The organism is Bacteroides sp. 3_1_13 (genome assembly GCF_001185845.1).
Taxonomy (GTDB): Bacteria; Bacteroidota; Bacteroidia; order Bacteroidales; family Bacteroidaceae; genus Bacteroides; species Bacteroides xylanisolvens.
Window position 1 is genome coordinate 1,950,690 of the sequence record NZ_KQ236956.1, and the last position, 19,983, is coordinate 1,970,672.

The 19,983-nt window shown below is 44.5% G+C and carries 18 protein-coding genes and 2 tRNA genes; 7 read left to right on the plus strand and 13 right to left on the minus strand.

The window, feature by feature from the left end; all coding sequences use genetic code 11:
- Window positions 1-205 precede the first annotated feature (205 nt).
- Together HMPREF9009_RS20340 and HMPREF9009_RS20345 are read right to left on the minus strand one after the other, a co-directional pair.
- The gene (locus tag HMPREF9009_RS20340) at window positions 206-1,618 is read right to left on the minus strand and encodes a glycosyl hydrolase family 28 protein (RefSeq protein ID WP_049703406.1); all 1,413 of its coding nucleotides are present in this window, start codon (window positions 1,616-1,618) and stop codon (window positions 206-208) included.
- A gap of 130 nt (window positions 1,619-1,748) precedes the next feature.
- Window positions 1,749-4,517: a heparinase II/III family protein gene (locus HMPREF9009_RS20345; RefSeq protein ID WP_049703130.1), complete on the minus strand. Its 2,769-nt coding sequence runs from the start codon at window positions 4,515-4,517 to the stop codon at window positions 1,749-1,751.
- A gap of 160 nt (window positions 4,518-4,677) precedes the next feature.
- On the opposite strand from HMPREF9009_RS20345, the gene HMPREF9009_RS20350 reads away from it, so the two are divergent.
- From HMPREF9009_RS20350 to nuoE, 3 genes are read left to right on the plus strand one after another with little or no spacing between them, the layout of a single operon-like run.
- The gene (locus HMPREF9009_RS20350) at window positions 4,678-6,585 is read left to right on the plus strand and encodes an NADH-quinone oxidoreductase subunit NuoF (protein ID WP_049703131.1); all 1,908 of its coding nucleotides are present in this window, start codon (window positions 4,678-4,680) and stop codon (window positions 6,583-6,585) included.
- Window positions 6,586-6,596: 11 nt separating this feature from the next.
- Entirely contained in the window at window positions 6,597-8,363 is a 1,767-nt protein-coding gene (locus HMPREF9009_RS20355) for an NADH-dependent [FeFe] hydrogenase, group A6 (RefSeq protein ID WP_049703132.1), read from the plus strand.
- Window positions 8,364-8,381: 18 nt separating this feature from the next.
- The gene (nuoE, locus tag HMPREF9009_RS20360; RefSeq protein WP_008021615.1) at window positions 8,382-8,858 is read left to right on the plus strand and encodes an NADH-quinone oxidoreductase subunit NuoE; all 477 of its coding nucleotides are present in this window, start codon (window positions 8,382-8,384) and stop codon (window positions 8,856-8,858) included.
- 79 nt (window positions 8,859-8,937) lie between these two features.
- Here nuoE and HMPREF9009_RS20365 read toward each other — a convergent pair.
- Window positions 8,938-9,025 (minus strand) — tRNA-Ser (locus tag HMPREF9009_RS20365).
- A gap of 78 nt (window positions 9,026-9,103) precedes the next feature.
- Window positions 9,104-9,188 (minus strand) — tRNA-Ser (locus HMPREF9009_RS20370).
- Between the two features lie 241 nt (window positions 9,189-9,429).
- On the opposite strand from HMPREF9009_RS20370, the gene pflB reads away from it, so the two are divergent.
- Both pflB and pflA read left to right on the plus strand, forming a co-directional pair.
- Window positions 9,430-11,658 carry a formate C-acetyltransferase gene (pflB, locus tag HMPREF9009_RS20375; protein ID WP_004308785.1) on the plus strand — a complete coding sequence of 743 codons (2,229 nt, stop codon included), beginning with the start codon at window positions 9,430-9,432 and terminating at the stop codon, window positions 11,656-11,658.
- 15 nt (window positions 11,659-11,673) lie between these two features.
- Entirely contained in the window at window positions 11,674-12,402 is a 729-nt protein-coding gene (pflA, locus tag HMPREF9009_RS20380) for a pyruvate formate-lyase-activating protein (RefSeq protein ID WP_004308786.1), read from the plus strand.
- Window positions 12,403-12,473: 71 nt separating this feature from the next.
- Here the strand turns inward: pflA and HMPREF9009_RS20385 are convergent, their stop codons facing one another.
- Genes HMPREF9009_RS20385 through HMPREF9009_RS20395 form a run of 3 tightly spaced genes read right to left on the minus strand, consistent with a single transcriptional unit; the run spans window position 12,474 to window position 13,598 of the window.
- Window positions 12,474-12,920, minus strand: coding sequence for an N-acetylmuramoyl-L-alanine amidase (locus HMPREF9009_RS20385; RefSeq protein WP_008774975.1), 447 nt, complete (start codon window positions 12,918-12,920; stop codon window positions 12,474-12,476).
- Window positions 12,907-13,098, minus strand: a complete 192-nt coding sequence (locus tag HMPREF9009_RS20390; RefSeq protein WP_004302306.1) for a hypothetical protein — start codon at window positions 13,096-13,098, stop codon at window positions 12,907-12,909. Before HMPREF9009_RS20390 ends, HMPREF9009_RS20385 begins: the two co-directional genes overlap by 14 nt.
- Window positions 13,095-13,598: an HU family DNA-binding protein gene (locus HMPREF9009_RS20395; RefSeq protein WP_004305836.1), complete on the minus strand. Its 504-nt coding sequence runs from the start codon at window positions 13,596-13,598 to the stop codon at window positions 13,095-13,097. The genes HMPREF9009_RS20390 and HMPREF9009_RS20395 overlap by 4 nt, the downstream gene beginning before the upstream one ends.
- A gap of 193 nt (window positions 13,599-13,791) precedes the next feature.
- Here HMPREF9009_RS20395 and HMPREF9009_RS20400 point away from each other — a divergent pair, with 193 nt between their 5' ends.
- Entirely contained in the window at window positions 13,792-14,022 is a 231-nt protein-coding gene (locus HMPREF9009_RS20400) for a DUF4248 domain-containing protein (RefSeq protein WP_004305834.1), read from the plus strand.
- 87 nt (window positions 14,023-14,109) lie between these two features.
- Window positions 14,110-16,227, plus strand: a complete 2,118-nt coding sequence (locus tag HMPREF9009_RS20405) for a virulence-associated E family protein (RefSeq protein ID WP_008021582.1) — start codon at window positions 14,110-14,112, stop codon at window positions 16,225-16,227.
- Between the two features lie 238 nt (window positions 16,228-16,465).
- Here HMPREF9009_RS20405 and HMPREF9009_RS20410 read toward each other — a convergent pair whose 3' ends face one another.
- The 6 genes from HMPREF9009_RS20410 to HMPREF9009_RS20430 form a co-directional block, all read right to left on the minus strand.
- A complete protein-coding gene (locus HMPREF9009_RS20410) occupies window positions 16,466-16,768 on the minus strand; it encodes a helix-turn-helix domain-containing protein (RefSeq protein WP_004302297.1) in 303 nt (100 codons plus the stop codon).
- Window positions 16,734-17,036, minus strand: coding sequence for a type II toxin-antitoxin system RelE/ParE family toxin (locus tag HMPREF9009_RS20415; protein WP_049703407.1), 303 nt, complete (start codon window positions 17,034-17,036; stop codon window positions 16,734-16,736). The genes HMPREF9009_RS20410 and HMPREF9009_RS20415 overlap by 35 nt, the downstream gene beginning before the upstream one ends.
- A gap of 109 nt (window positions 17,037-17,145) precedes the next feature.
- A complete protein-coding gene (locus HMPREF9009_RS20420; protein WP_004315521.1) occupies window positions 17,146-17,391 on the minus strand; it encodes a hypothetical protein in 246 nt (81 codons plus the stop codon).
- A gap of 8 nt (window positions 17,392-17,399) precedes the next feature.
- Window positions 17,400-17,534 carry a hypothetical protein gene (locus HMPREF9009_RS26330; protein ID WP_255353096.1) on the minus strand — a complete coding sequence of 45 codons (135 nt, stop codon included), beginning with the start codon at window positions 17,532-17,534 and terminating at the stop codon, window positions 17,400-17,402.
- A gap of 126 nt (window positions 17,535-17,660) precedes the next feature.
- Window positions 17,661-19,055, minus strand: coding sequence for an MFS transporter (locus HMPREF9009_RS20425; RefSeq protein ID WP_008021578.1), 1,395 nt, complete (start codon window positions 19,053-19,055; stop codon window positions 17,661-17,663).
- 12 nt (window positions 19,056-19,067) lie between these two features.
- The gene (locus HMPREF9009_RS20430) at window positions 19,068-19,973 is read right to left on the minus strand and encodes a glycerophosphodiester phosphodiesterase family protein (RefSeq protein ID WP_008021575.1); all 906 of its coding nucleotides are present in this window, start codon (window positions 19,971-19,973) and stop codon (window positions 19,068-19,070) included.
- Window positions 19,974-19,983: the final 10 nt, after the last annotated feature.

The following is a 19,983-nucleotide window of genomic DNA, read 5'->3' on the forward strand; positions in this document are numbered from 1 at the left end:
CTTTCAAATAAGCAAATCGTTGCAAAAGTAATAAATCATATTACAGTCTGAACTTTTTCATCATTCTTTTTTCTCATGCTCTTCTATATACCGCTTAAGTAACATTCCAAACATCCCTTTACAATCCGGATAGTCACGCATTAGTTTTGCAACATCTATCGGTAGTCTCTTTTTTCTGCTATGTCTTACTTACGAACAAAGATAATTATTTTACTTTAATTCCTTTCACAAATTCATTCGTTATAAAGCTATCGATATTCTTCATCTTCACCCCATTTATCATCACATTATCAAAAGTCACATTTTTTATTTTACGATTCTCATCTAATCCTTTCAATAGAGAGGGATTCTCGCCTACTCCATTATAGGTTATATTACGGAAAATAACATCCTCAATACCCCTTCCGGGCTGCTTGTCATATTTCGGATTGAAGCGGACATTGACATGGAACAAACGTCCTTCCTGAATACTTTCTACTCTTATATTATCGAACAAGATATTACGTACCAGATTCTTATCACCGCAATCTATCGTCATGCATCCCTGATAAAGAGGATCATCTTCATCATGTTCCAGAATATCGATATTGCGGACAGTTATGTTTTCTACTGTCTCTCCCACTTCATCCGCCGAATTGCCATGTCCGCCGATATTGACAGGGTGTGCAATATCAGCCCAAAGGATAGAATTCTGTAAAGTGATATTTTTACTTCCGCCGTAATAATTCCAACGATGTGCATAAACAGCAATGCAGTCATCACTATTTCGCATGAAAACATTATCAATCAATACCTCATTGCAACACATCAGATCAATGCCGTCGCTCCATCCTTTACAACTGAAAGATTTCAGGTTCTTGATGGTCAAGCCGGTGGTTTCACCTCCGAAAACCGTATAATGATCGGGATTTACAATGGTTATTCCATCAACCAATACATTTTTAGAATAAGTTACTTCAATGCCGCGTAGTGGATGATCGAGGATTCCACGACCAATGATACGTACATTCTCGGCTTTATCTATCAATAATTTTGCTTTTACGACAGCGCCCGGTGCCAGATAAACTGTTGTATTAGAAGGGATCCGAATTTGATTATTGGGAACATCCTGGGGACGATGTATTCCCGGTCCAAAATACATGACGTCCGCACTACTTTCCGAGTAAGTTTCTGTCTCCAAAGGATTAGCAAACAGATGAAGATTATGCAAGCGGTCACCATTAAATTCCACGGATATATATCGTGGTTTTTCTAAAGTAAATAAAATAGTGTTCTGATTTACCGTATGCCGGATTCCATTTACCAAAGGTCGGATTTGTACATCTTGAATCAGCCCGTTATTCTTCTTTACCATCACCTCAACAGGACTGCCCATATCAAACTGTACCATAGAAGCTGATTGTACATTGTCCATATCCACACTGACATTATATTCAAACAAGTCTTTCCATTCTCCACCCGGCACACGTACCCGGACAGTATAATCGTCATTATGTTGCATCCCTGCTTTCAATCCTTCCGGATAAGTCACCAGTTGCGCATTTGCAAAAATTGAAAATGCAATAAATGTGAGCAATAGCCCCTTCTTTCTACCTTGTAATATCCTAAATAGATCCATCTTTGTTATTTCCATATATAATCCTCCCATCACAGAAAAGACACATTTTGTCCTACCCTGTTTAATTCCATCATAAGTATCATTAATCCCCCCACACTAGATATGCTTTTTTCATTCAGAATCATTTTAATCAGACAGGTAATAACGTGAGTTGCGATGTTATTCCTGATTTTATCTTCTTTCCATTAATAACCACCGTACAAGGAACAGAAGAAAGGATATACCATTTTCCCTGTTTCTTTTCGAGTAACACATTGCCCGCCTGATCCGTATGAACGGTCACCCCGGGTGCAACAAGTTGTGTTCCGTTCCCCAGGAATAAAGTCCGGTTTCCTGCATATTCATTGCTGACAACTGCATAGTCTGCTTTTACTTTCATTCCTTGATAAGTGGCGGTCTGCGTAGCATCAGACAAGGAGAAAATATGATCTGTACGCCCATTTTTGCTTTTCACACAGATACCGGCAAAGTCTTTCAAAACAGTTTCTTCCGCATCAAAATAGGATACAGACTGAATGGCAGACGGTTCTTTCTTCGTACTCGGTTCATAGACTGCGACAAAAGGACGAGTCCATGCTTCTCCATGCTGACGGGCCACGAAAGTCAATGTAGGTTGTTCTTTTATATTATATGGCATACCAGGCGTACGACTTAAACCTTCGGTCATCGGTGACAAGGCCGTAAAAACTTCACGATCCGGTTCCCCTTTCATCCAGAGATTCATTACTATATCATCCCCACCTTTATCTTTCATGTCGATGGTAAAGGTCGCTTTTACATCTTTACCGGTAGCTGCAACTTTCTTGTCATATAAATAAGAATAACCATACAGATGCGCTCCAGCAAAAGCAAGTTCTTCTGTCGGTTGCAGATTTAGGTCTGTACCATCAGCTGCTGTCAATGTCATGGTCTGTCCGAGATTATGATAGAAATAATCATGCATCTTATCCCCTCCACGCTCTTTCCGGCTCCGGAATACATCTACATAATATCCTGTCTCGGGTCCGGTAGTAACAATGCTCATCATTCGGGTCTGATCCGCCCTGCTTTCCGGTTCACGAAAATAGACATTGCTGTAAGTCACAGAAGTAAACTCCTTTCCCGGTTCTGCCGAAGCAGGAAAACAGGAAAGCAAGTCAAAAGAATGATTGCTTTTCATTACCGGATAGCTCGATATTCCATCTACGCATACTGTATTGTGACTTGGAAATTGAGAGTAATATTCGGCATAATCCAGGCCGCTATACAAAGTCAGACCAATTCCTGCATCTGGCCCAAGCACATATCCTTTTCCATAAAGTTCCATGGAGATGCCGTTAGCGTGCATGTGATTTCCCTCACTGGCATTCAGAGAAATCATCAGGCTATGACGCGGATGCATTCCGTTCCGCTGCACCAGCCATGACACATTGGGAGCATAGAATAAAGGAGAAACATAGTCCTCTATCTTCCCTGCTTTCACTTTCGGATTCAGACTTAACGGTTTATCTTCAAAGAAAGAATTGACAGATACACGCACGTTATTCTTCTCTCCCTTTTCATTATCAATTTCGGGATTCAAGCATTTCAGCAAAGCAGTGAAGTAGTTCTCCTGTTCCGTCTTACCGTTTGCCTGCGCATTCTGTATCATGCGGATAAAGAAGTTCGTATTCAAATAGCTTGGATGCGTATCTCCGAACCCACAAATCATCCGGTTGGGAAAAAGATATTGCGGAGTGGCTGCCACAGCTTTCGACAGTACAGGCATAGCCTTTACCAAATCATATTTTAAGTTGTTATCAAACTGATTGGCAAAATTAGCATAATCGTTGATTACCACACTGCTATATCCCGGACACTCTGCCCAGATACCAGTTGTTGAATCAAAGCCATAATCGGCAAGACGAGTCAGACTCCATTGACGGATACTGGAACGGTTCAACACATAATCAATATAATATTCACGTCCTTTTCCATCTGCATACTCTTTATTATCTTCAAGCACCAGTCCCACATTCATGATATATCGTGCCTGCAATAAATCCCAGTTATTATGAGGGACTCCATTCGCTATGATGTTATCCGCCCATTTCTTAAATGCACCGGCATAGATATCCATCTTTTCCGGATAGTTGGTCTTCAGGTAATTATAAAGAAAATCATACAAGGGAACAACGATATGCAGGGCATCTTCGTGAATCACTTCAAAAGAAGTCAATCCCACCAATGTCTGTTGATGACCATGATTCAGATCAATGGGAACATTTCTGTAATAAATTCCAGTCATATACGTATCAAACACACCGGCAGCCAGTTTCGCGAATTTTTCCTCATCTGTCATCCAATAGAGGAAAGCTGCATCACAAGCTATTCCCAGAATTTCCCGGTTCAGACTTTCGATATTCCGTCCCGTTTTTGACGGATGTACACTTTCCAAAGGACGTTCCGGCAATGCATTATTGCAAAAAGTCACATTTCCGTTTTCGTCATCGTCATAAGGCACTACATCTGCCAGTTTGGGACGGCCATGAGTAGCAGCCGTTCCACGTGTCCCTGTATAACGGACAGTCGGATAAGGAGCTTTTTCACCTCCTGCATGATCGTAAGTCTCACCTTTCACATATACCTCGGTTGCATGAGATTTCCAATACATGGCCAGACGCGATAACAACCATGCGGGTTGAGCATCCGTCAGATTGGTATATACTTCGGTTCGTTCCTTCAATTTATTGAATACGTCTTTCGCCCATTTCTCTTTTTTAATCAGCTCCCACGTATCCTGCTTTCCATCCGGTGTAGTCAACACTCTCGGATGTTCTTGCGGCATTTTCTCCGGCAACGGAATTTCCCGTCCGTTTTCCTGTCCGGATACATTATTCAATAAGCAAAGAAGACATAGTCCCAGTAAAATTTGTCTCATACTTTATATTTCATTTTTAGGTTTACTACCTATTAAATACGAAGATAGAGAATTATTTACCTAATTACTTTCATTAAGACCTGTTTTATTTGCCCGAACGCTGCTTTTATTCAAACAAAGAGCTATATTTGCAAAAAACCGACTAACAATTCTGATACTTATGAAAATTTTATCTATCCATGATTTGGCAACAATCAGGAAGAGAGCAGAGCACAATCTTTCATTGCGCGAAGAAAGTAATGAAAAGGTGACTGAAAAGTGTTACGGACTGGCATCCGGTGCGCAACATCTTCAGATTCTGATCTGTGGTGGTACAGGCTGTAAGGCATCTTCCAGCCAGGGTATTACAGACAATCTTCTAAAAGCCATCCAAAAGAACGAAATCACCGACAAAGTAGAAGTCATCACCGTAGGCTGTTTCGGCTTCTGTGAAAAAGGTCCTATCGTGAAAATTATCCCTGATAATACCTTTTACACCCAAGTCACTCCCGAAGATGCGGAAGAAATCATCAACGAGCATATCATCGGAGGACGAAGAATCGAACGGTTGCTGTATGTAGATCCTAAAACGGAACATACCGTCAGCGACTCCAAGCACATGGATTTCTACCGGAAACAACTCCGCATCGCATTGCGTAACTGTGGTTTTATCGATCCCGAAAATATTGAAGAGTATATCGTCCGTGAAGGATACTTTGCATTGGCCGATTGCCTGCTTAACAAACAGCCGACGGACGTTATTGATATTATCAAACGTTCGGGACTTCGCGGACGTGGCGGTGGCGGTTTCCCGACGGGACTGAAATGGGAATTTGCCAACAAACAACAGTCGGATGTCAAATACGTGGTTTGTAACGCCGACGAAGGAGATCCCGGTGCATTCATGGACCGTTCCATTATGGAGGGCGACCCACACTCGATTGTAGAAGCGATGTGTGTCTGCGGTTATTCCATCGGGTCCACCAAAGGATTAGTATATATCCGTGCCGAATATCCGCTAGCTATCAACCGACTGAAAACAGCTATCAATCAGGCACGCGAATACGGATTACTGGGAGATCATATCTTAGGAACAGATTTCAGTTTCGACATAGAAATACGATACGGAGCCGGAGCTTTTGTCTGCGGAGAAGAAACTGCCCTTATTCATTCGATGGAAGGAAAACGAGGAGAGCCGACTCTGAAACCTCCCTTCCCTGCCGAATCCGGTTATCTGGGAAAACCAACCAATGTAAATAATGTGGAAACGCTTGCCAATATTCCTATTATTCTAACCAAAGGAGCCGACTGGTTTGCAACGATTGGCACAGAACGTTCCAAAGGAACCAAAGTGTTTGCTCTTGCCGGAAAGATTAATAATGTAGGGCTGATCGAAGTGCCAATGGGAACTACTCTTCGGGAAGTAATCTACGAAATCGGAGGAGGCATCAAAGGCGGAAAGAAATTCAAAGCTGTACAAACAGGAGGACCGTCAGGCGGCTGTCTGACAGAAAAACATCTGGACACTCCCATTGACTTTGACAACCTTCTCTCGGCCGGTTCCATGATGGGTTCAGGAGGGATGATTGTCATGGATGAGGACGACTGCATGGTATCCGTAGCCCGCTTTTATCTGGATTTTACAGTGGAAGAGTCCTGCGGGAAATGCACACCTTGCCGCATTGGAAACAAACGTCTGCTGGAACTACTGAACAAGATTACGGAAGGAAAAGGCACAGAAAAAGACCTGGACACACTTGCCACTTTGGGACAAGTCATCAAAGATACGGCCCTCTGCGGACTGGGACAAACCTCTCCGAATCCTGTTTTATCCACATTGGATAACTTCTACGATGAATATATGGAACACGTGCGGGATAAGACTTGTCGTTCCAAGCAATGTAAATCACTATTAACGTATACCATCAGTCCGGAACGTTGCATTGGTTGTCATCTATGCGCCAAAAACTGTCCGGCGGATGCTATCAGCGGGCTGGTGCGCAAGCCACATGTCATAGCTCCCGATAAATGTATCAAATGCGGCATGTGTATGGCACGCTGCAAATTCAACGCTATTCTTGTCTGCTAAAATCGATTACTATGGAAGATAAACAAATCACCCTCCAGATAGACGGTCATTTCATCACCGTCCCCGAAGGAAGTACCATCCTTGAAGCTGCCACGAAAATCGGCATCAACATACCTACTTTGTGTCACATCGACCTGAAAGGCACCTGCATAAAGAACAATCCTGCTTCCTGTCGCATCTGCGTGGTCGAGGTTATAGGACGCCGCAATCTGGCTCCTGCCTGCGCTACCCGTTGCACGGAAGGAATGGTAGTGAAAACCAGTACGCTACGTGTGATGAACGCACGCAAAGTGGTAGCCGAACTTATCCTGTCGGATCATCCCAACGACTGTCTCACCTGCCCCAAATGTGGCAATTGCGAACTTCAGACATTAGCGCTACGCTTTAATATCCGCGAAATGCCTTTCAATGGAGGCGAGCTCTCTCCCCGCAAGCGGGAAATCACTGCCTCCATCGTGCGCAACATGGATAAATGTATTTTCTGTCGCCGCTGCGAAAGTGTCTGTAACGATGTTCAGACAGTCGGTGCGCTCGGTGCCATCCGTCGCGGATTCAACACGACGATAGCCCCTGCCTTCGACCGGATGATGACGGAAAGCGAATGTACCTATTGCGGACAATGCGTAGCTGTCTGTCCGGTGGGTGCACTGACCGAACGCGATTATACGAACCGCCTGCTCGACGACTTAGCTAACCCGGATAAAGTGGTGATTGTGCAAACAGCCCCTGCCGTACGTGCTGCCCTGGGCGAAGAATTCGGTTTTCCTCCCGGCACACTGGTAACCGGAAAAATGGTTTATGCCCTGCGTGAACTGGGATTCGACTATGTATTCGATACTGACTTTGCCGCCGACCTCACCATCATGGAAGAAGGATCGGAAATACTAAACCGTCTGACGCGCTATCTCAACGGAGATAAGTCCGTACGGTTACCTATCCTGACCTCCTGCTGTCCGGCATGGGTGAACTTCTTCGAACATCACTTCCCGGATATGCTGGACATTCCATCCACCGCCCGTTCACCGCAACAGATGTTCGGCTCTATCGCCAAATCCTATTGGGCGGAAAAGATGGGAATTCCCAGAGAAAAGCTGGTAGTCGTATCCATCATGCCCTGTCTGGCAAAGAAGTACGAGTGTGCCCGCGATGAATTTAAAGTGAACGGTATTCCCGACGTAGATTATTCTATTTCCACCCGCGAACTGGCACGACTGATTAAACGCGCCAATATCGGCTTCCCGCTGGTACTGGACAGCCCGTTTGACAACCCTATGCGTGAGTCGACCGGTGCCGGCGTTATTTTCGGTACAACAGGTGGTGTAATGGAAGCCGCCCTCCGTTCTGTTTATGAAATCTATACCGGAGAATCTCTGAAAAATGTAAACTTCGAACAAGTACGCGGACTTAACGGTGTCCGGCGTGCTACCATCAACCTAAACGGATTTGAATTAAAAGTAGGCATCGCACACGGACTAGGCAACGCCCGCCATCTATTGGAAGACATACGGAACGGGCACAACGAATATCATGTAATCGAAATTATGGCTTGCCCCGGAGGTTGCATCGGAGGAGGCGGACAGCCGTTGCATCACGGCAACTCGGAAATATTGTATGCACGCGCCAACGCACTCTACCGCGAAGACGCCAACAAGCCTTTGCGCAAATCGCACGAGAATCCGTACATCAAGACCTTGTACGAAGAATATCTCGGCAAACCACTGGGCGAGATATCGGAAACGCTATTGCACACGCACTATTTCAACAAATCTATGGATTAACTTTAAACGAAGAGTATTATGTCAGATATAAAACTAGCCTGCGATGTGGCAGAACAAGTCCGAACGATTTGCGACAAGCACGGAAACAACCCGGGCGAACTAATCAATATTTTGCACGAAGCGCAACACCTGCACGGCTACCTGCCCGAAGAGATGCAACGCATCATCGCTTCCAAACTCAATATCCCCGTATCGAAAGTATATGGAGTGGTCACCTTCTATACCTTCTTCACCATGACCCCGAAAGGGAAACATCCCATCTCCGTCTGCATGGGTACGGCATGTTACGTGCGCGGCTCCGAGAAGTTGCTCGAAGAATTCAAACGCGTACTAGGCATCGAAGTCGGCGAAACCACACCGGATGGAAAATTCTCATTGGACTGCCTGCGCTGCGTAGGTGCCTGCGGACTGGCTCCGGTAGTGATGATTGGCGAGAAAGTGTACGGAAGATTGCAACCGATAGATGTGAAGAAGATTATCGAAGAGTTGGAATAAATGTCCGGAATAAAAAGTGGCTGCTTTGAAAAATCAAGGCAGCCGCTTTCAAACATTTTTTTAACAACAAACAAAAAAGCGGAGAGAACGAGATTCGAACTCGTGATACCCTTTAGGAGTATACACGCTTTCCAGGCGTGCCTCTTCAACCACTCGAGCACCTCTCCTTATTTTCCAATAAGGAAACAAACAATGGAAATATATTTTCCACAAAAGAAATAGCAGCTTAAAAGCTGCTATCCTAGCGGAGAGACAGGGATTCGAACCCCGGGTACCTCGCAGTACAACGGTTTTCAAGACCGCCGCAATCGACCACTCTGCCACCTCTCCAAAACTTCTTTATCAGAAGTGCTTTTCGTTAAAAGCGGTGCAAAGGTACGAATATATTTTAAACTTACAAGAGTTTTCACAAAAAAAAATCACGAACATCATTTCCAAAGAATAGCAATATCTAGGTATTTTATGTTGAAAAGCATAAAATAGAGCATATTTATGCTGATTATATGAAAAAACGTTGTAACTTTGTGCGCTCTAAAGAAAAGGATAACTACAACCTCTAATTTTATCATTTATGGAATTAAATAAGATCTTTAAAGACGGTCTTTGGAGCACAGAAATCAACGTAAGAGATTTCGTTAGTCACAACATCACTCCGTATTATGGAGATGCTTCTTTCCTCGAAGGACCTACCGAACGCACAAAAGCTGTATGGAACCGCTGCCTCGAAGCACTGGCAGAAGAAAGAGCCAATAACGGAGTACGCTCACTGGATAATGTCACCGTCTCAACCATCACTTCTCATAAAGCCGGATATATCGACAAAGAAAACGAACTGATCGTCGGTCTGCAAACAGACGAACTTCTGAAACGTGCAATCAAACCTTTCGGAGGTATCAACGTGGTGAGCAAAGCCTGCCACGAAAACGGCGTGGAAGTGGACGACCGTGTAAAAGATATATTCACTCACTACCGCAAGACGCACAATGACGGAGTATTTGACGTATATACCGAAGAAATCCGTTCGTTCCGTTCTCTGGGATTCCTCACCGGACTTCCTGACAACTATGCCCGCGGACGTATCATCGGCGACTACCGCCGTATGGCTCTCTATGGTATCGACCGACTGATTGAGGCAAAAAAAGAAGATTTGCGTAACCTTACCGGTCCGATGACCGAAGCCCGCATCCGCCTGCGCGAAGAAGTGGCAGAGCAAATCAAGGCATTGAAGGACATGAAGGTAATGGGCGAATACTACGGACTCGACTTGAGCCGTCCTGCCTACACCGCACAAGAAGCAGTACAATGGGTGTACATGGCTTACCTTGCTGCCGTAAAAGAACAAGACGGTGCTGCCATGTCACTGGGTAACGTCTCTTCGTTCCTCGACATTTATATGGAATATGAATTGAGCAAAGGAACCATCACAGAATCTTTCGCACAGGAGCTGATCGACCAGTTTGTCATCAAACTGCGTATGGTGCGCCACCTGCGTATGCAATCTTACAACGACATCTTTGCCGGCGACCCGACATGGGTAACCGAATCTCTGGGCGGACGCCTCAACGACGGACGTACCAAGGTGACAAAGACTTCTTTCCGCTTCCTGCAAACACTCTACAACCTCGGCCCTTCACCGGAACCGAACCTGACTGTATTGTGGAGCCCGGAACTGCCGGAAGGATTCAAAGAATTCTGCGCAAAAGTATCTATCGACACTTCTTCCATCCAATATGAAAACGACGACCTGATGCGTGAAGTGCGCCAGTCTGACGATTACGGAATCGCATGCTGCGTATCTTATCAGGAAATCGGAAAACAAATCCAATTCTTCGGCGCACGTTGCAACCTGGCAAAAGCCCTGCTGCTTGCCATCAACGGCGGACGTTGCGAAAACACCGGTACGGTAATGGTGAAAAATATCCCCGTACTAACCAGCGACACACTGAACTTCGAAGAAGTAATGAGCAACTACAAGAAGGTATTGACAGAAATCGCCCGTGTTTACAACGAAGCGATGAACATCATCCATTATATGCATGATAAGTATTACTACGAAAAAGCCCAAATGGCTCTTGTAGATACCAACCCACGCATCAACCTTGCTTATGGTGTAGCCGGACTTTCTATCGCCCTCGATTCACTGTCGGCCATCAAATATGCCAAAGTAACCGCACGCCGCAACGACATCGGTCTGACAGAAGGTTTCGATATTCAAGGCGAATTCCCTTGCTTCGGTAATGACAACGACAAGGTAGACCACCTGGGTGTTGACCTGGTCTATTTCTTCAGCGAAGAATTGAAGAAACTTCCGGTTTACAAAAATGCCCGTCCTACTTTATCTTTGCTCACCATCACTTCCAACGTGATGTATGGCAAGAAGACAGGTGCTACTCCCGACGGACGCGCCAAAGGTGTCGCTTTTGCTCCGGGAGCCAACCCGATGCACGGACGTGACAAGAACGGTGCTATCGCCTCTTTGAGTTCCGTAGCGAAATTACGTTACCGCGACTCACAAGACGGTATCAGCAACACCTTCTCCATCGTTCCGAAATCTCTGGGAGCTACTGAAGAGGATCGCGTAGAAAATCTGGTGACAATGATGGATGGTTACTTCACCAAAGGCGCTCACCACCTGAACGTGAACGTACTGAACCGTGAAATGCTTTACGACGCCATGGAACATCCGGAAAAATATCCGCAGCTTACCATCCGTGTTTCCGGTTATGCCGTAAACTTCGTGAAGTTGAGCCGCGAACATCAATTGGAAGTAATCAGCCGTAGCTTCCACGAACGTATGTAATCAGATCTACTCAATATGACGATAAACGTACATTCATACGAAAGTATGGGAACATTCGACGGGCCGGGCTTACGGCTCGTCGTTTTTCTTCAAGGATGCAATTTCCGCTGCCTGTATTGTGCCAATCCCGACACGATAGCCGGAAAAGGAGGTACACCTACCCCACCGGAAGAAATCGTCCGCATGGCTATGAGCCAACGTCCTTTTTTCGGGAAACGCGGAGGAGTCACTTTCTCCGGAGGAGAACCTACGTTTCAGGCCAAAGCACTGGTTCCTCTGGTGCGTGAACTGAAAGAAAAGGGAATACATGTATGCATAGACAGCAACGGCGGTATCTGGAACGAAGAAGTAGAAGAACTTTTCAAACTGACGGATCTTGTATTGCTGGATATTAAAGAGTTCAATCCGGCACGCCATCAGGCACTGACCGGAAGAAGTAACGAGCAAACCATCCGCACGGCAGCATGGCTGGAAGAAAACGAGAAACCTTTCTGGCTGCGTTATGTATTAGTGCCCGGATACAGCGATTTCGAAGAAGACATCCGCCGTTTAGGAGAGGCTCTGGGAAAATATAAGATGGTGCAACGAGTGGAAATCCTGCCTTATCATACATTAGGCGTACATAAGTATGAAGCGATGGAGCAGGAATACAAACTGAAAGACGTAAAAGAAAATACCCCCGAACAACTTGAAAAAGCCGCGGAGGTATTTAAAGAGTATTTCACTACTGTGGTGGTCAATTAGTTGAAGAAGTTGAGAATTGAGAGTTAACTATGCAGTATAACAGTGCGCAGCCAACTCTCAACTCTCCATTCTCAACTCTCAAATTCTTCAATCACCTCAAAACAGGGACATTCTTTGATCCGTTCCCAGGGGTCTACAATTCCGTTGTAGTTGGTGTCAGGGCTCAAGTCCCGGTGACCGACCACCTTTGCATCCGGATAACGCTGCAACAACTCGCTTACCAGACGATGCATCGCCTCTTTCTGGCGGGAAGTACGTGTATCCGCTGCCTTTCCGTTCTCATCCAGCCCGCCTTCATAGCACACCCCTAAACTAATCGCATTAAAACCGCGTGCATGAGCACCCACCGTATCTTCATCCCTCATCGGTTCTATCTGTCCCGACTTGCGGATATAATAATGATACCCCCAACACGAAAAGCCCCGAAAGCGATGGGCAGTGTCCACATCCTTCGCCGTGAAGTCGCGATCGACACGGGTAGCAGAGCAGTGAATCACAATCAGACTAATCTTTCTCATCGTCCTTCTCCCTTTCCGTCGTTTTCACATTACACACTTCTTTATGGGTAGCATTGAAGCGCACCTCTCTCACAATTCTGTTCCGCTTTCTTTTTCCGAAGAAAGGCACAAGGAACATGATTACATCCAAAATCTTAGTTACAATTTCTTTCATTTGATCCAATATTAAAGTTATCATGCTGCCGGATCCGGAGCTTCTCCGCTTCCACCACCGTCTGAACCGCCACCGGAACCTTTGTCATCGTCTTCTCCTTCATTGCCGCTACCGCCCGTTTGAGCCACCGCACGCGTCGTTACTTGCTGGTAGCTAAGAATCTTCGTGATGTCCGCCAACGTCTTTCCGGGACGGAAAATAATATGGGCAGCCGTAATCAGCGAACTTGAAAACTCCTTGACCGACACAGCTCCTTCACTGTTCAACCCGATCTGCAAACTGCCCAAATCACCCAGCCGGACTATTCTTCCCGCTTTCAACGCACGCTTCGCCTCATAAAGAATACCCGAAATGGCGGCACGCACATCTGTCTCCGTACAGGTAGACCGACTCGTGATTCCCTCGCACAACTCTTCAAAATCCAACTCTCCCGAAGCCTGTGCCTGCGCATAATACTTTGCCGACTCATCCTTTTTGGCAGGATTCTTGCGCGGCACTACTGAATAAGTTACTGTCATTGCCATAATAAAATAATTTTAAGATTTCACACATTTCGAACGCGTTCCTTATTTGTTAACGACATAAAGATAACACATTTTTCACCCTCCGGATTCCCCAACGAAGTTTCCTGATATTCTATGAATAATAATGACGTTATTCTTTTAATAAACCATTAATTTTCAGTAACTTTATAGCATAAATCAAACATTATTCATCATGTATTATCCGGATCAGCCGTTTCATATCCGCACTTATAAAAAGTCGGAACTAGCTCATCTTTACAACCCCAACGTATGCCTTAAAGTAGCCTTACAAATACTACGTCGTTGGATTGTCTACAACCTTCCGCTCCTGCAAGAACTCGAACAAGAAGGCTATCGTGCCCGCAACCGCCTTCTCTCTCCCCGGCAAGTGGCAACGATCATACGCTATTTGGGAGAACCCTAGGAACTTAATCAAAAAAACGAAAAGTTCCATTCTATTATTTTACAAACAAATTTCTTTGCAACCGCAAATTAAAAAGAACAAACCAACATGGAGCATTTTACCATCTTTCAAGACTTTTACCGCGTCATAGCCGAAATGACAGAAGAAGAAATCGTATCGGCCATCAGCAACGGCACATACCGGGAAACAGTGGAGGACGTGCGCCGAATCTTCGCGGAACAAGGCGAGAAAGCAGCAAACGAAAAGAAAATAGAACTACCGGAAATCACCTTTTCAGCCAACTACCGGGGAGGACGTTCAAACGCAACTCTCGTCAAGTATCTGGGATACATCGTGGTAGACATCGACCATCAGACACAGGAAGCATTGGCACGCATCCTCGCACTGGCAAAAAAGTGTGCCCACACCCGCATCGCTTTCATCAGTCCCAAAGGAATGGGACTGAAAATCGTGGTACGTGTATGCCGGACGGACGGGACATTGCCCGAAACGATTCAGGAAATTGAAGATTTCCATCATGCCGCTTATCACAAAATCGCTTCCTTTTATGCCCAGCTCTGCGGAGTTGAGGTCGACACTTCCGGACAAGATGTCAGCCGCACTTGCCTGTTCTCTTACGATCCGGATATTTATTTCAATCCCGATGCCACAGCTGTCATCGTGGAACAGCCACCGATGTTCTTCAAGTCTCAAAAGAAGAAAAGGGCATCCGGCAAAAAGAAAAAGACGACAGCACCAGACAACAATCCCCTCACCGAACAAGTGGCACTCAACTACCATTCCTCGCACGCTTCCTTAATGGTGACTCTGAACTATTATCACAATAAATCCGAAAAGTACGTCACCGGCAACCGGAACAACTACCTGCATTGCCTGGCTTGTATGTACAATCGCTACGGCGTCCCCCAGGAAGAGGCGGCAGCTTTTATCAAGAGCCAGTTCACCGATCTTCCCGCGGATGAAATGGACGCACTGATCGGGAGTGCTTACGGACACAATGAGGAATTCGACACCCGCAAGCTGAATAGTACGCAGAAGCGAATATTACAGATTGAGCAACATATCAAAGAAAATTACGATACACGCTACAACGAAGTGCTTCATATCATGGAATATCGCAGAAGGAAAACGGACACGGAGCAACCGGAACCTTTCCATATTCTCGACGAAATGATGGAAAACAGCATTTGGATGGAGATGAACGAACTAGGCTATTCGTGCACCGTCAAGACGATTCAAAATCTGATCTACTCCGACTTCAGCAGCACCTACCATCCTATTCGCGAGTATTTAGACTCGCTGCCTGAATGGGACGGAACGGATTATATCGGTATCCTTGCCAACAGCGTGCATACTAGTCACCAGAAATTTTGGGTAGAATGTCTGGAACGTTATCTGGTGGGAATGTGCGCTGCCGCCACACAAGACGATGTGGTGAACCACACTGTTTTGTTGCTTTGCAGCGAAATACAGAACATCGGAAAGACTACGTTTATCAACAACCTGCTGCCGCCCGAATTGCGCGCCTATCTTTCTACCGGTCTTATTAACCCGAACAACAAGGATGATCTGGCCAAAATAGCGCAGGCAATGCTTATCAATCTGGATGAGTTTGAAGGGATGAACGGACGGGAACTGAATATCTTCAAGGATTTAGTTACCCGCAAAGTAATCAGCATCCGCCTGCCATACGCGCGGCGTTCGCAGAACTTTCCTCACACGGCTTCTTTTGCCGGCACATGCAATTATCAGGAAGTGCTTCACGACACCACAGGTAACCGCCGTTTTCTCTGCTTTCATGTCAACTCGATGGAGTTTATCAAAATAAACTACGCGCAGTTGTATGCACAAATCAAGTATCTGCTCAACAAGCCGGGGTATCAGTATTGGTTCACCCAGTCGGAAAACTCACGGATTGAAGAGAACAACGAGGATTTCATTTTCCACTCACCGGAAGAAGAACTGGTGTTGACACATATCCGCAAACCGGAACGTTTCGAAAAGGTGCATTATCTGACGGTCACTGAAATTGCGGAATTGATTCGCGAACGGACGGGGTATCAATATTCTCACGGAACCAAAGCCCAACTAGGAAAAGTGATGTCCAAACACGGCTTCGAATTTCATAAGGGAAAAAACGGGAGAAGATACACTGTATTCATTATTGATACGGAACAGGTGAAATCAAACAGGCTATATGAATAAGATTTCATCTCCTTCGCACGCAAAAAGGTGAGGGTTGGTGAGGGTACTTTTGCAACTTTTCATTTTTATATTTCTTATTTCTATTCTTCTATTTTCTTCTAAAAAAAAATACGAATGTTAGAAATTTACCCTCACCTACCCTCACCTTTTCCTTTTTCTTCCTCAAAAAAACGGTGGGAAATTTGAAAAAGACAGTTATCTTTTTCAAATTTCCCACCATGTTTTTTTTAATCGCTTCTTATAAAGACATCGAAAATTCGATCCTACAACCTAACGCATTCATGATGCGATAGAAAGTAGAAACCTTAGGTTCTGTCTGACCACTTTCCACTCTTGAAATATAAGAACGGTCGGAACCGATACGCCGGGCTAACTCTGCTTGAGTAATCTTAGCCTTTTTCCTTGCGTCTTCGATAATTTGCCCGGTGTAGAAAGCATACGCTTTTTCTTCTGCTTCCGCACGTTCGGGAGTACCTTCTGCTCCAAATTTCGCATCAAGAACAGCGTCATAATCTACTATTTGATGATTGTTTATCTGCATAATATTCCTCCTTTATTTTTAATGCTTTATCTATTTCACTACCCGGTGTTTTTTGCGACTTCTTTTGAAAGCCATTAAACAACACTACAATATTTCCATCATCAAAAATGAAAAATACCCGGTATATATTACCATTATATTCTGTACGAAGTTCAAAAACTCCGTCCTGAACAAATTTTACAAATTTAGTGGAGAGTCTTTCTTGTGTTTTCAACAAGAGTAGTCCATACTGGATTTTATCTTGTTCCTTTTCGGTTAAAGTCTCCATGAAAGCCTCAACGTAACCTCCGTATGTACGGAGGTTACGTTGAGGCTTTCCATACTGCAAATATGCGAATTGTTGTTCAACTATACAACAATCATCTTTTTATTTTATATTATTTTTCCTCAAATTCTCCTGCACGCTTTTTCTTCTCATAAGACACCAGCGTCTCTACACTAAGCGTTTTCCCATTCTTAGGGCTTATCACATCTACAACGCTTGCTAACGCACGAAAAGTCTGTTCGCAATTTGCTACTCCGTCATACGTCAACCTACCCAGATTGATGGCATCGAGCACAACAGAGACATATTGCTTCGGATTTCCCCGATACTCGATGATGACAGGCGTGAGATGCGACATCTCTCGAGTCAGTTGACCAACGATTCTTTTTTTTGGTCGAGCAGATCCATTAATTTTTCACTATGCACATTGATTTGTGCAGTTACTTCACGAAGTTCATCTTTCAATGAACACAATAATTCATCATTCAATGAATTTTCCATAAAACTTTTTATTTAATTGATTATAAAAAAGCCATTCCAGAAAGATAAGCAATCATTACTTACTTCCCGGAATGGTGTCTAATACCTCGAAAACAAAGACTTATATTCTAACCTAATGTACTCACTTTAATCCACTTCTTTTGATTTTGCATTCCATACCAGCAAAGCAAACAACACAGAAAGCAAAGCAGCACCAATCCAAAACCAATTGATATAGGTGAAGTCATAAACATCTACTCCATTCTGAACAGTCTTTTGCCCTTCTATCAGTATACCGCTCATCACGTCCTGCAATCCGGCACCGATGTAACTGGCAATGCCGACTACTCCCAATGCAGCACCCGAAGCATTACGGGGAGCAATATCCACTGCCATCAAACCACCCAGAAAACAGATCAAAACTCCGATACCTAAACCGAAAAGAACCATTGCCAACACGTCTATCCAAAAATGAGCTCCCGGAACTAAGAGAAACAAACAAAGAGCAAACACATTCATCAATCCGAAAATTAACGCAGGAACATTGCGACGTCCACCAAATAACTTATCAGAAATAACACCTGAAAACATAGTACCGATTATACCACAGACCGGACAAATAGAAATGATAAAACTGGCATCCAATGTGGAATACCCCTTTTGGGCTTCCAAATAAAAAACGCCCCAACTATTGATAGCATAACGACTGATATACATAAAAGCACTCGAAAGAGCCAGTATCCAAATGGCAGGCATCAGCAATACCTGACGCTGTGCTTTATTAAAATCAGCCGTTTCTGTCTCACTCATTTCCTTTTTCTGTTTGGGAACATTCACCGAAGGGAATCCCATGCTTTCGGGAGTATCATGGAAGAACTTCCAGACGATCAACGCTCCTATCAATCCCACTATACCGGCTCCGAAGAAACCATACCGCCAGCCCAACACACTGACAATTGAGGCTATTATCAGAAAAGTCAACGCTTCGCCGATATTATGGCTCGCAGACCAAAAGCCATAGTATGAACCGCGTTCCTTATCCGTAAACCAACGGGAAAGCCCTACTACACAAGAGGCTGCTCCCATAGATTGAAACCAGCCGCTAATCCCCCAAAGGATAGCGAACAGGATAAAAGAATTAGTAAAACCGAGACAAAGATTAACCAAAGCAGTTATCAATAAACCGGTAGTCATAAAACGGTTGATATTGCTGCGGTCGGCAAGGAAACCGTTCGTGAATTTCCCGATCGCATAGGTGAAAAACAATACGGAACCTATGATGCCTAACTCTGTTTCCGAAAAAATTCCTTCATCTACAATAGGTTTCTTTACGACATTCAGGCTAAGACGGCACACATAATACATACCGTAACCGAAAGTCGCTGAAAGAAAGGTAGACCATTTCAGGTATTTCAGACGACGACTATCGGAATTTATACGGGTATCGGAATCCAAACGACATTTGTCGAATGAAGACAAAGTTTCCCTGTTGCAAGGTCTCGGTGAAGAGACCTTGTAAAAATTAATTAGTTGTTTCAACATGGAGAAATTCTTTTAGTCGTGGAGCTTCTTGGTTCGTAAATACTCCAATAGAAGAACAGGACGGTCTGTTTGAATCAGCTTAGCACCCTGATTGATAATCCATCCCCAACTTTCATCCGGTTGGTGAAGTTCTACTGCACGGTCATCATCGTGACCACCACATAATTCTGGCCATAGAGAATTAATGAAAAGGTTGGCACCTGTAGCACGCACTTTCTGAATCAAATCGAGAACCGGCTGACTATCATTATCAAATACCAGTTCATAGGCAGCAGGTTTCATGTGCTTCTGATAGCTGTCAATAATAGCTTCGGCTCCTTCTTTATGAAGCTGTACGACAGGCATGAAAATGACTTTATCCAGCACATCTCCATTTTCTGCTTTCACTTGTTCATAAGGAAGCCCGGCTTTGATAATGCATTGTTGAACTGTCCCGGTCTTTTCAAGAATGGCGTAAGCTTCTTTAAAATAATCATAACCTTTATCAATATTAACCAGAATCTTGCCTTTACAAAGTAACATTACCTCTTCCAGAGTAGGTATCAGGTGAGCCGTTTTATGTCCGGTACCACTTTTTAAGCGGAACTGTCGCAGTTCTTCAAGAGTATAGTCGGCAGGATACCCTTTTCCAGTAGTCGTACGGTCAATCTTTTTATCATGCATCAGAATCAGATGTCCGTCTTTGGTTTTCTTTAAATCAATTTCGATCACATCTACTCCCATATCAATACAGTTCTGAATGGCTTGCAACGAGTTCTCTGGGGCATTACGCCAATCAGCACGATGAGATACGACCAAGACCGAACGAGCGGCCGGTTCTTGAAGATTCGCAATAATTTGATCCGAATGGTTCTGGGCTTTTAACCCTCCTGCCAACAGGAGGGTTAAAGCTATCAATAAATTTATTTTCCTAAGCATATCTTTCTAT

Excerpts from the sequence above, each read along its gene's own strand:
- pflA (WP_004308786.1), top strand. The coding sequence starts at position 11,674 with ATGACGATAAACGTACATTCATACGAAAGTATGGGAACATTCGACGGG.
- nuoE (WP_008021615.1), top strand. The coding sequence starts at position 8,382 with ATGTCAGATATAAAACTAGCCTGCGATGTGGCAGAACAAGTCCGAACG.
- HMPREF9009_RS20385 (WP_008774975.1), bottom strand. The coding sequence starts at position 12,920 with ATGAGAAAGATTAGTCTGATTGTGATTCACTGCTCTGCTACCCGTGTC.
- HMPREF9009_RS26330 (WP_255353096.1), bottom strand. The coding sequence starts at position 17,534 with ATGGAAAATTCATTGAATGATGAATTATTGTGTTCATTGAAAGATGAA.
- HMPREF9009_RS20430 (WP_008021575.1), bottom strand. The coding sequence starts at position 19,973 with ATGCTTAGGAAAATAAATTTATTGATAGCTTTAACCCTCCTGTTGGCA.
- HMPREF9009_RS20355 (WP_049703132.1), top strand. The coding sequence starts at position 6,597 with ATGGAAGATAAACAAATCACCCTCCAGATAGACGGTCATTTCATCACC.
- HMPREF9009_RS20410 (WP_004302297.1), bottom strand. The coding sequence starts at position 16,768 with ATGCAGATAAACAATCATCAAATAGTAGATTATGACGCTGTTCTTGAT.
- HMPREF9009_RS20340 (WP_049703406.1), bottom strand. The coding sequence starts at position 1,618 with ATGGATCTATTTAGGATATTACAAGGTAGAAAGAAGGGGCTATTGCTC.
- HMPREF9009_RS20390 (WP_004302306.1), bottom strand. The coding sequence starts at position 13,098 with ATGATAACTTTAATATTGGATCAAATGAAAGAAATTGTAACTAAGATT.
- HMPREF9009_RS20350 (WP_049703131.1), top strand. The coding sequence starts at position 4,678 with ATGAAAATTTTATCTATCCATGATTTGGCAACAATCAGGAAGAGAGCA.
- HMPREF9009_RS20420 (WP_004315521.1), bottom strand. The coding sequence starts at position 17,391 with ATGTCGCATCTCACGCCTGTCATCATCGAGTATCGGGGAAATCCGAAG.
- HMPREF9009_RS20415 (WP_049703407.1), bottom strand. The coding sequence starts at position 17,036 with ATGGAGACTTTAACCGAAAAGGAACAAGATAAAATCCAGTATGGACTA.
- pflB (WP_004308785.1), top strand. The coding sequence starts at position 9,430 with ATGGAATTAAATAAGATCTTTAAAGACGGTCTTTGGAGCACAGAAATC.
- HMPREF9009_RS20400 (WP_004305834.1), top strand. The coding sequence starts at position 13,792 with ATGTATTATCCGGATCAGCCGTTTCATATCCGCACTTATAAAAAGTCG.
- HMPREF9009_RS20405 (WP_008021582.1), top strand. The coding sequence starts at position 14,110 with ATGGAGCATTTTACCATCTTTCAAGACTTTTACCGCGTCATAGCCGAA.
- HMPREF9009_RS20425 (WP_008021578.1), bottom strand. The coding sequence starts at position 19,055 with ATGTTGAAACAACTAATTAATTTTTACAAGGTCTCTTCACCGAGACCT.
- HMPREF9009_RS20345 (WP_049703130.1), bottom strand. The coding sequence starts at position 4,517 with ATGAGACAAATTTTACTGGGACTATGTCTTCTTTGCTTATTGAATAAT.
- HMPREF9009_RS20395 (WP_004305836.1), bottom strand. The coding sequence starts at position 13,598 with ATGGCAATGACAGTAACTTATTCAGTAGTGCCGCGCAAGAATCCTGCC.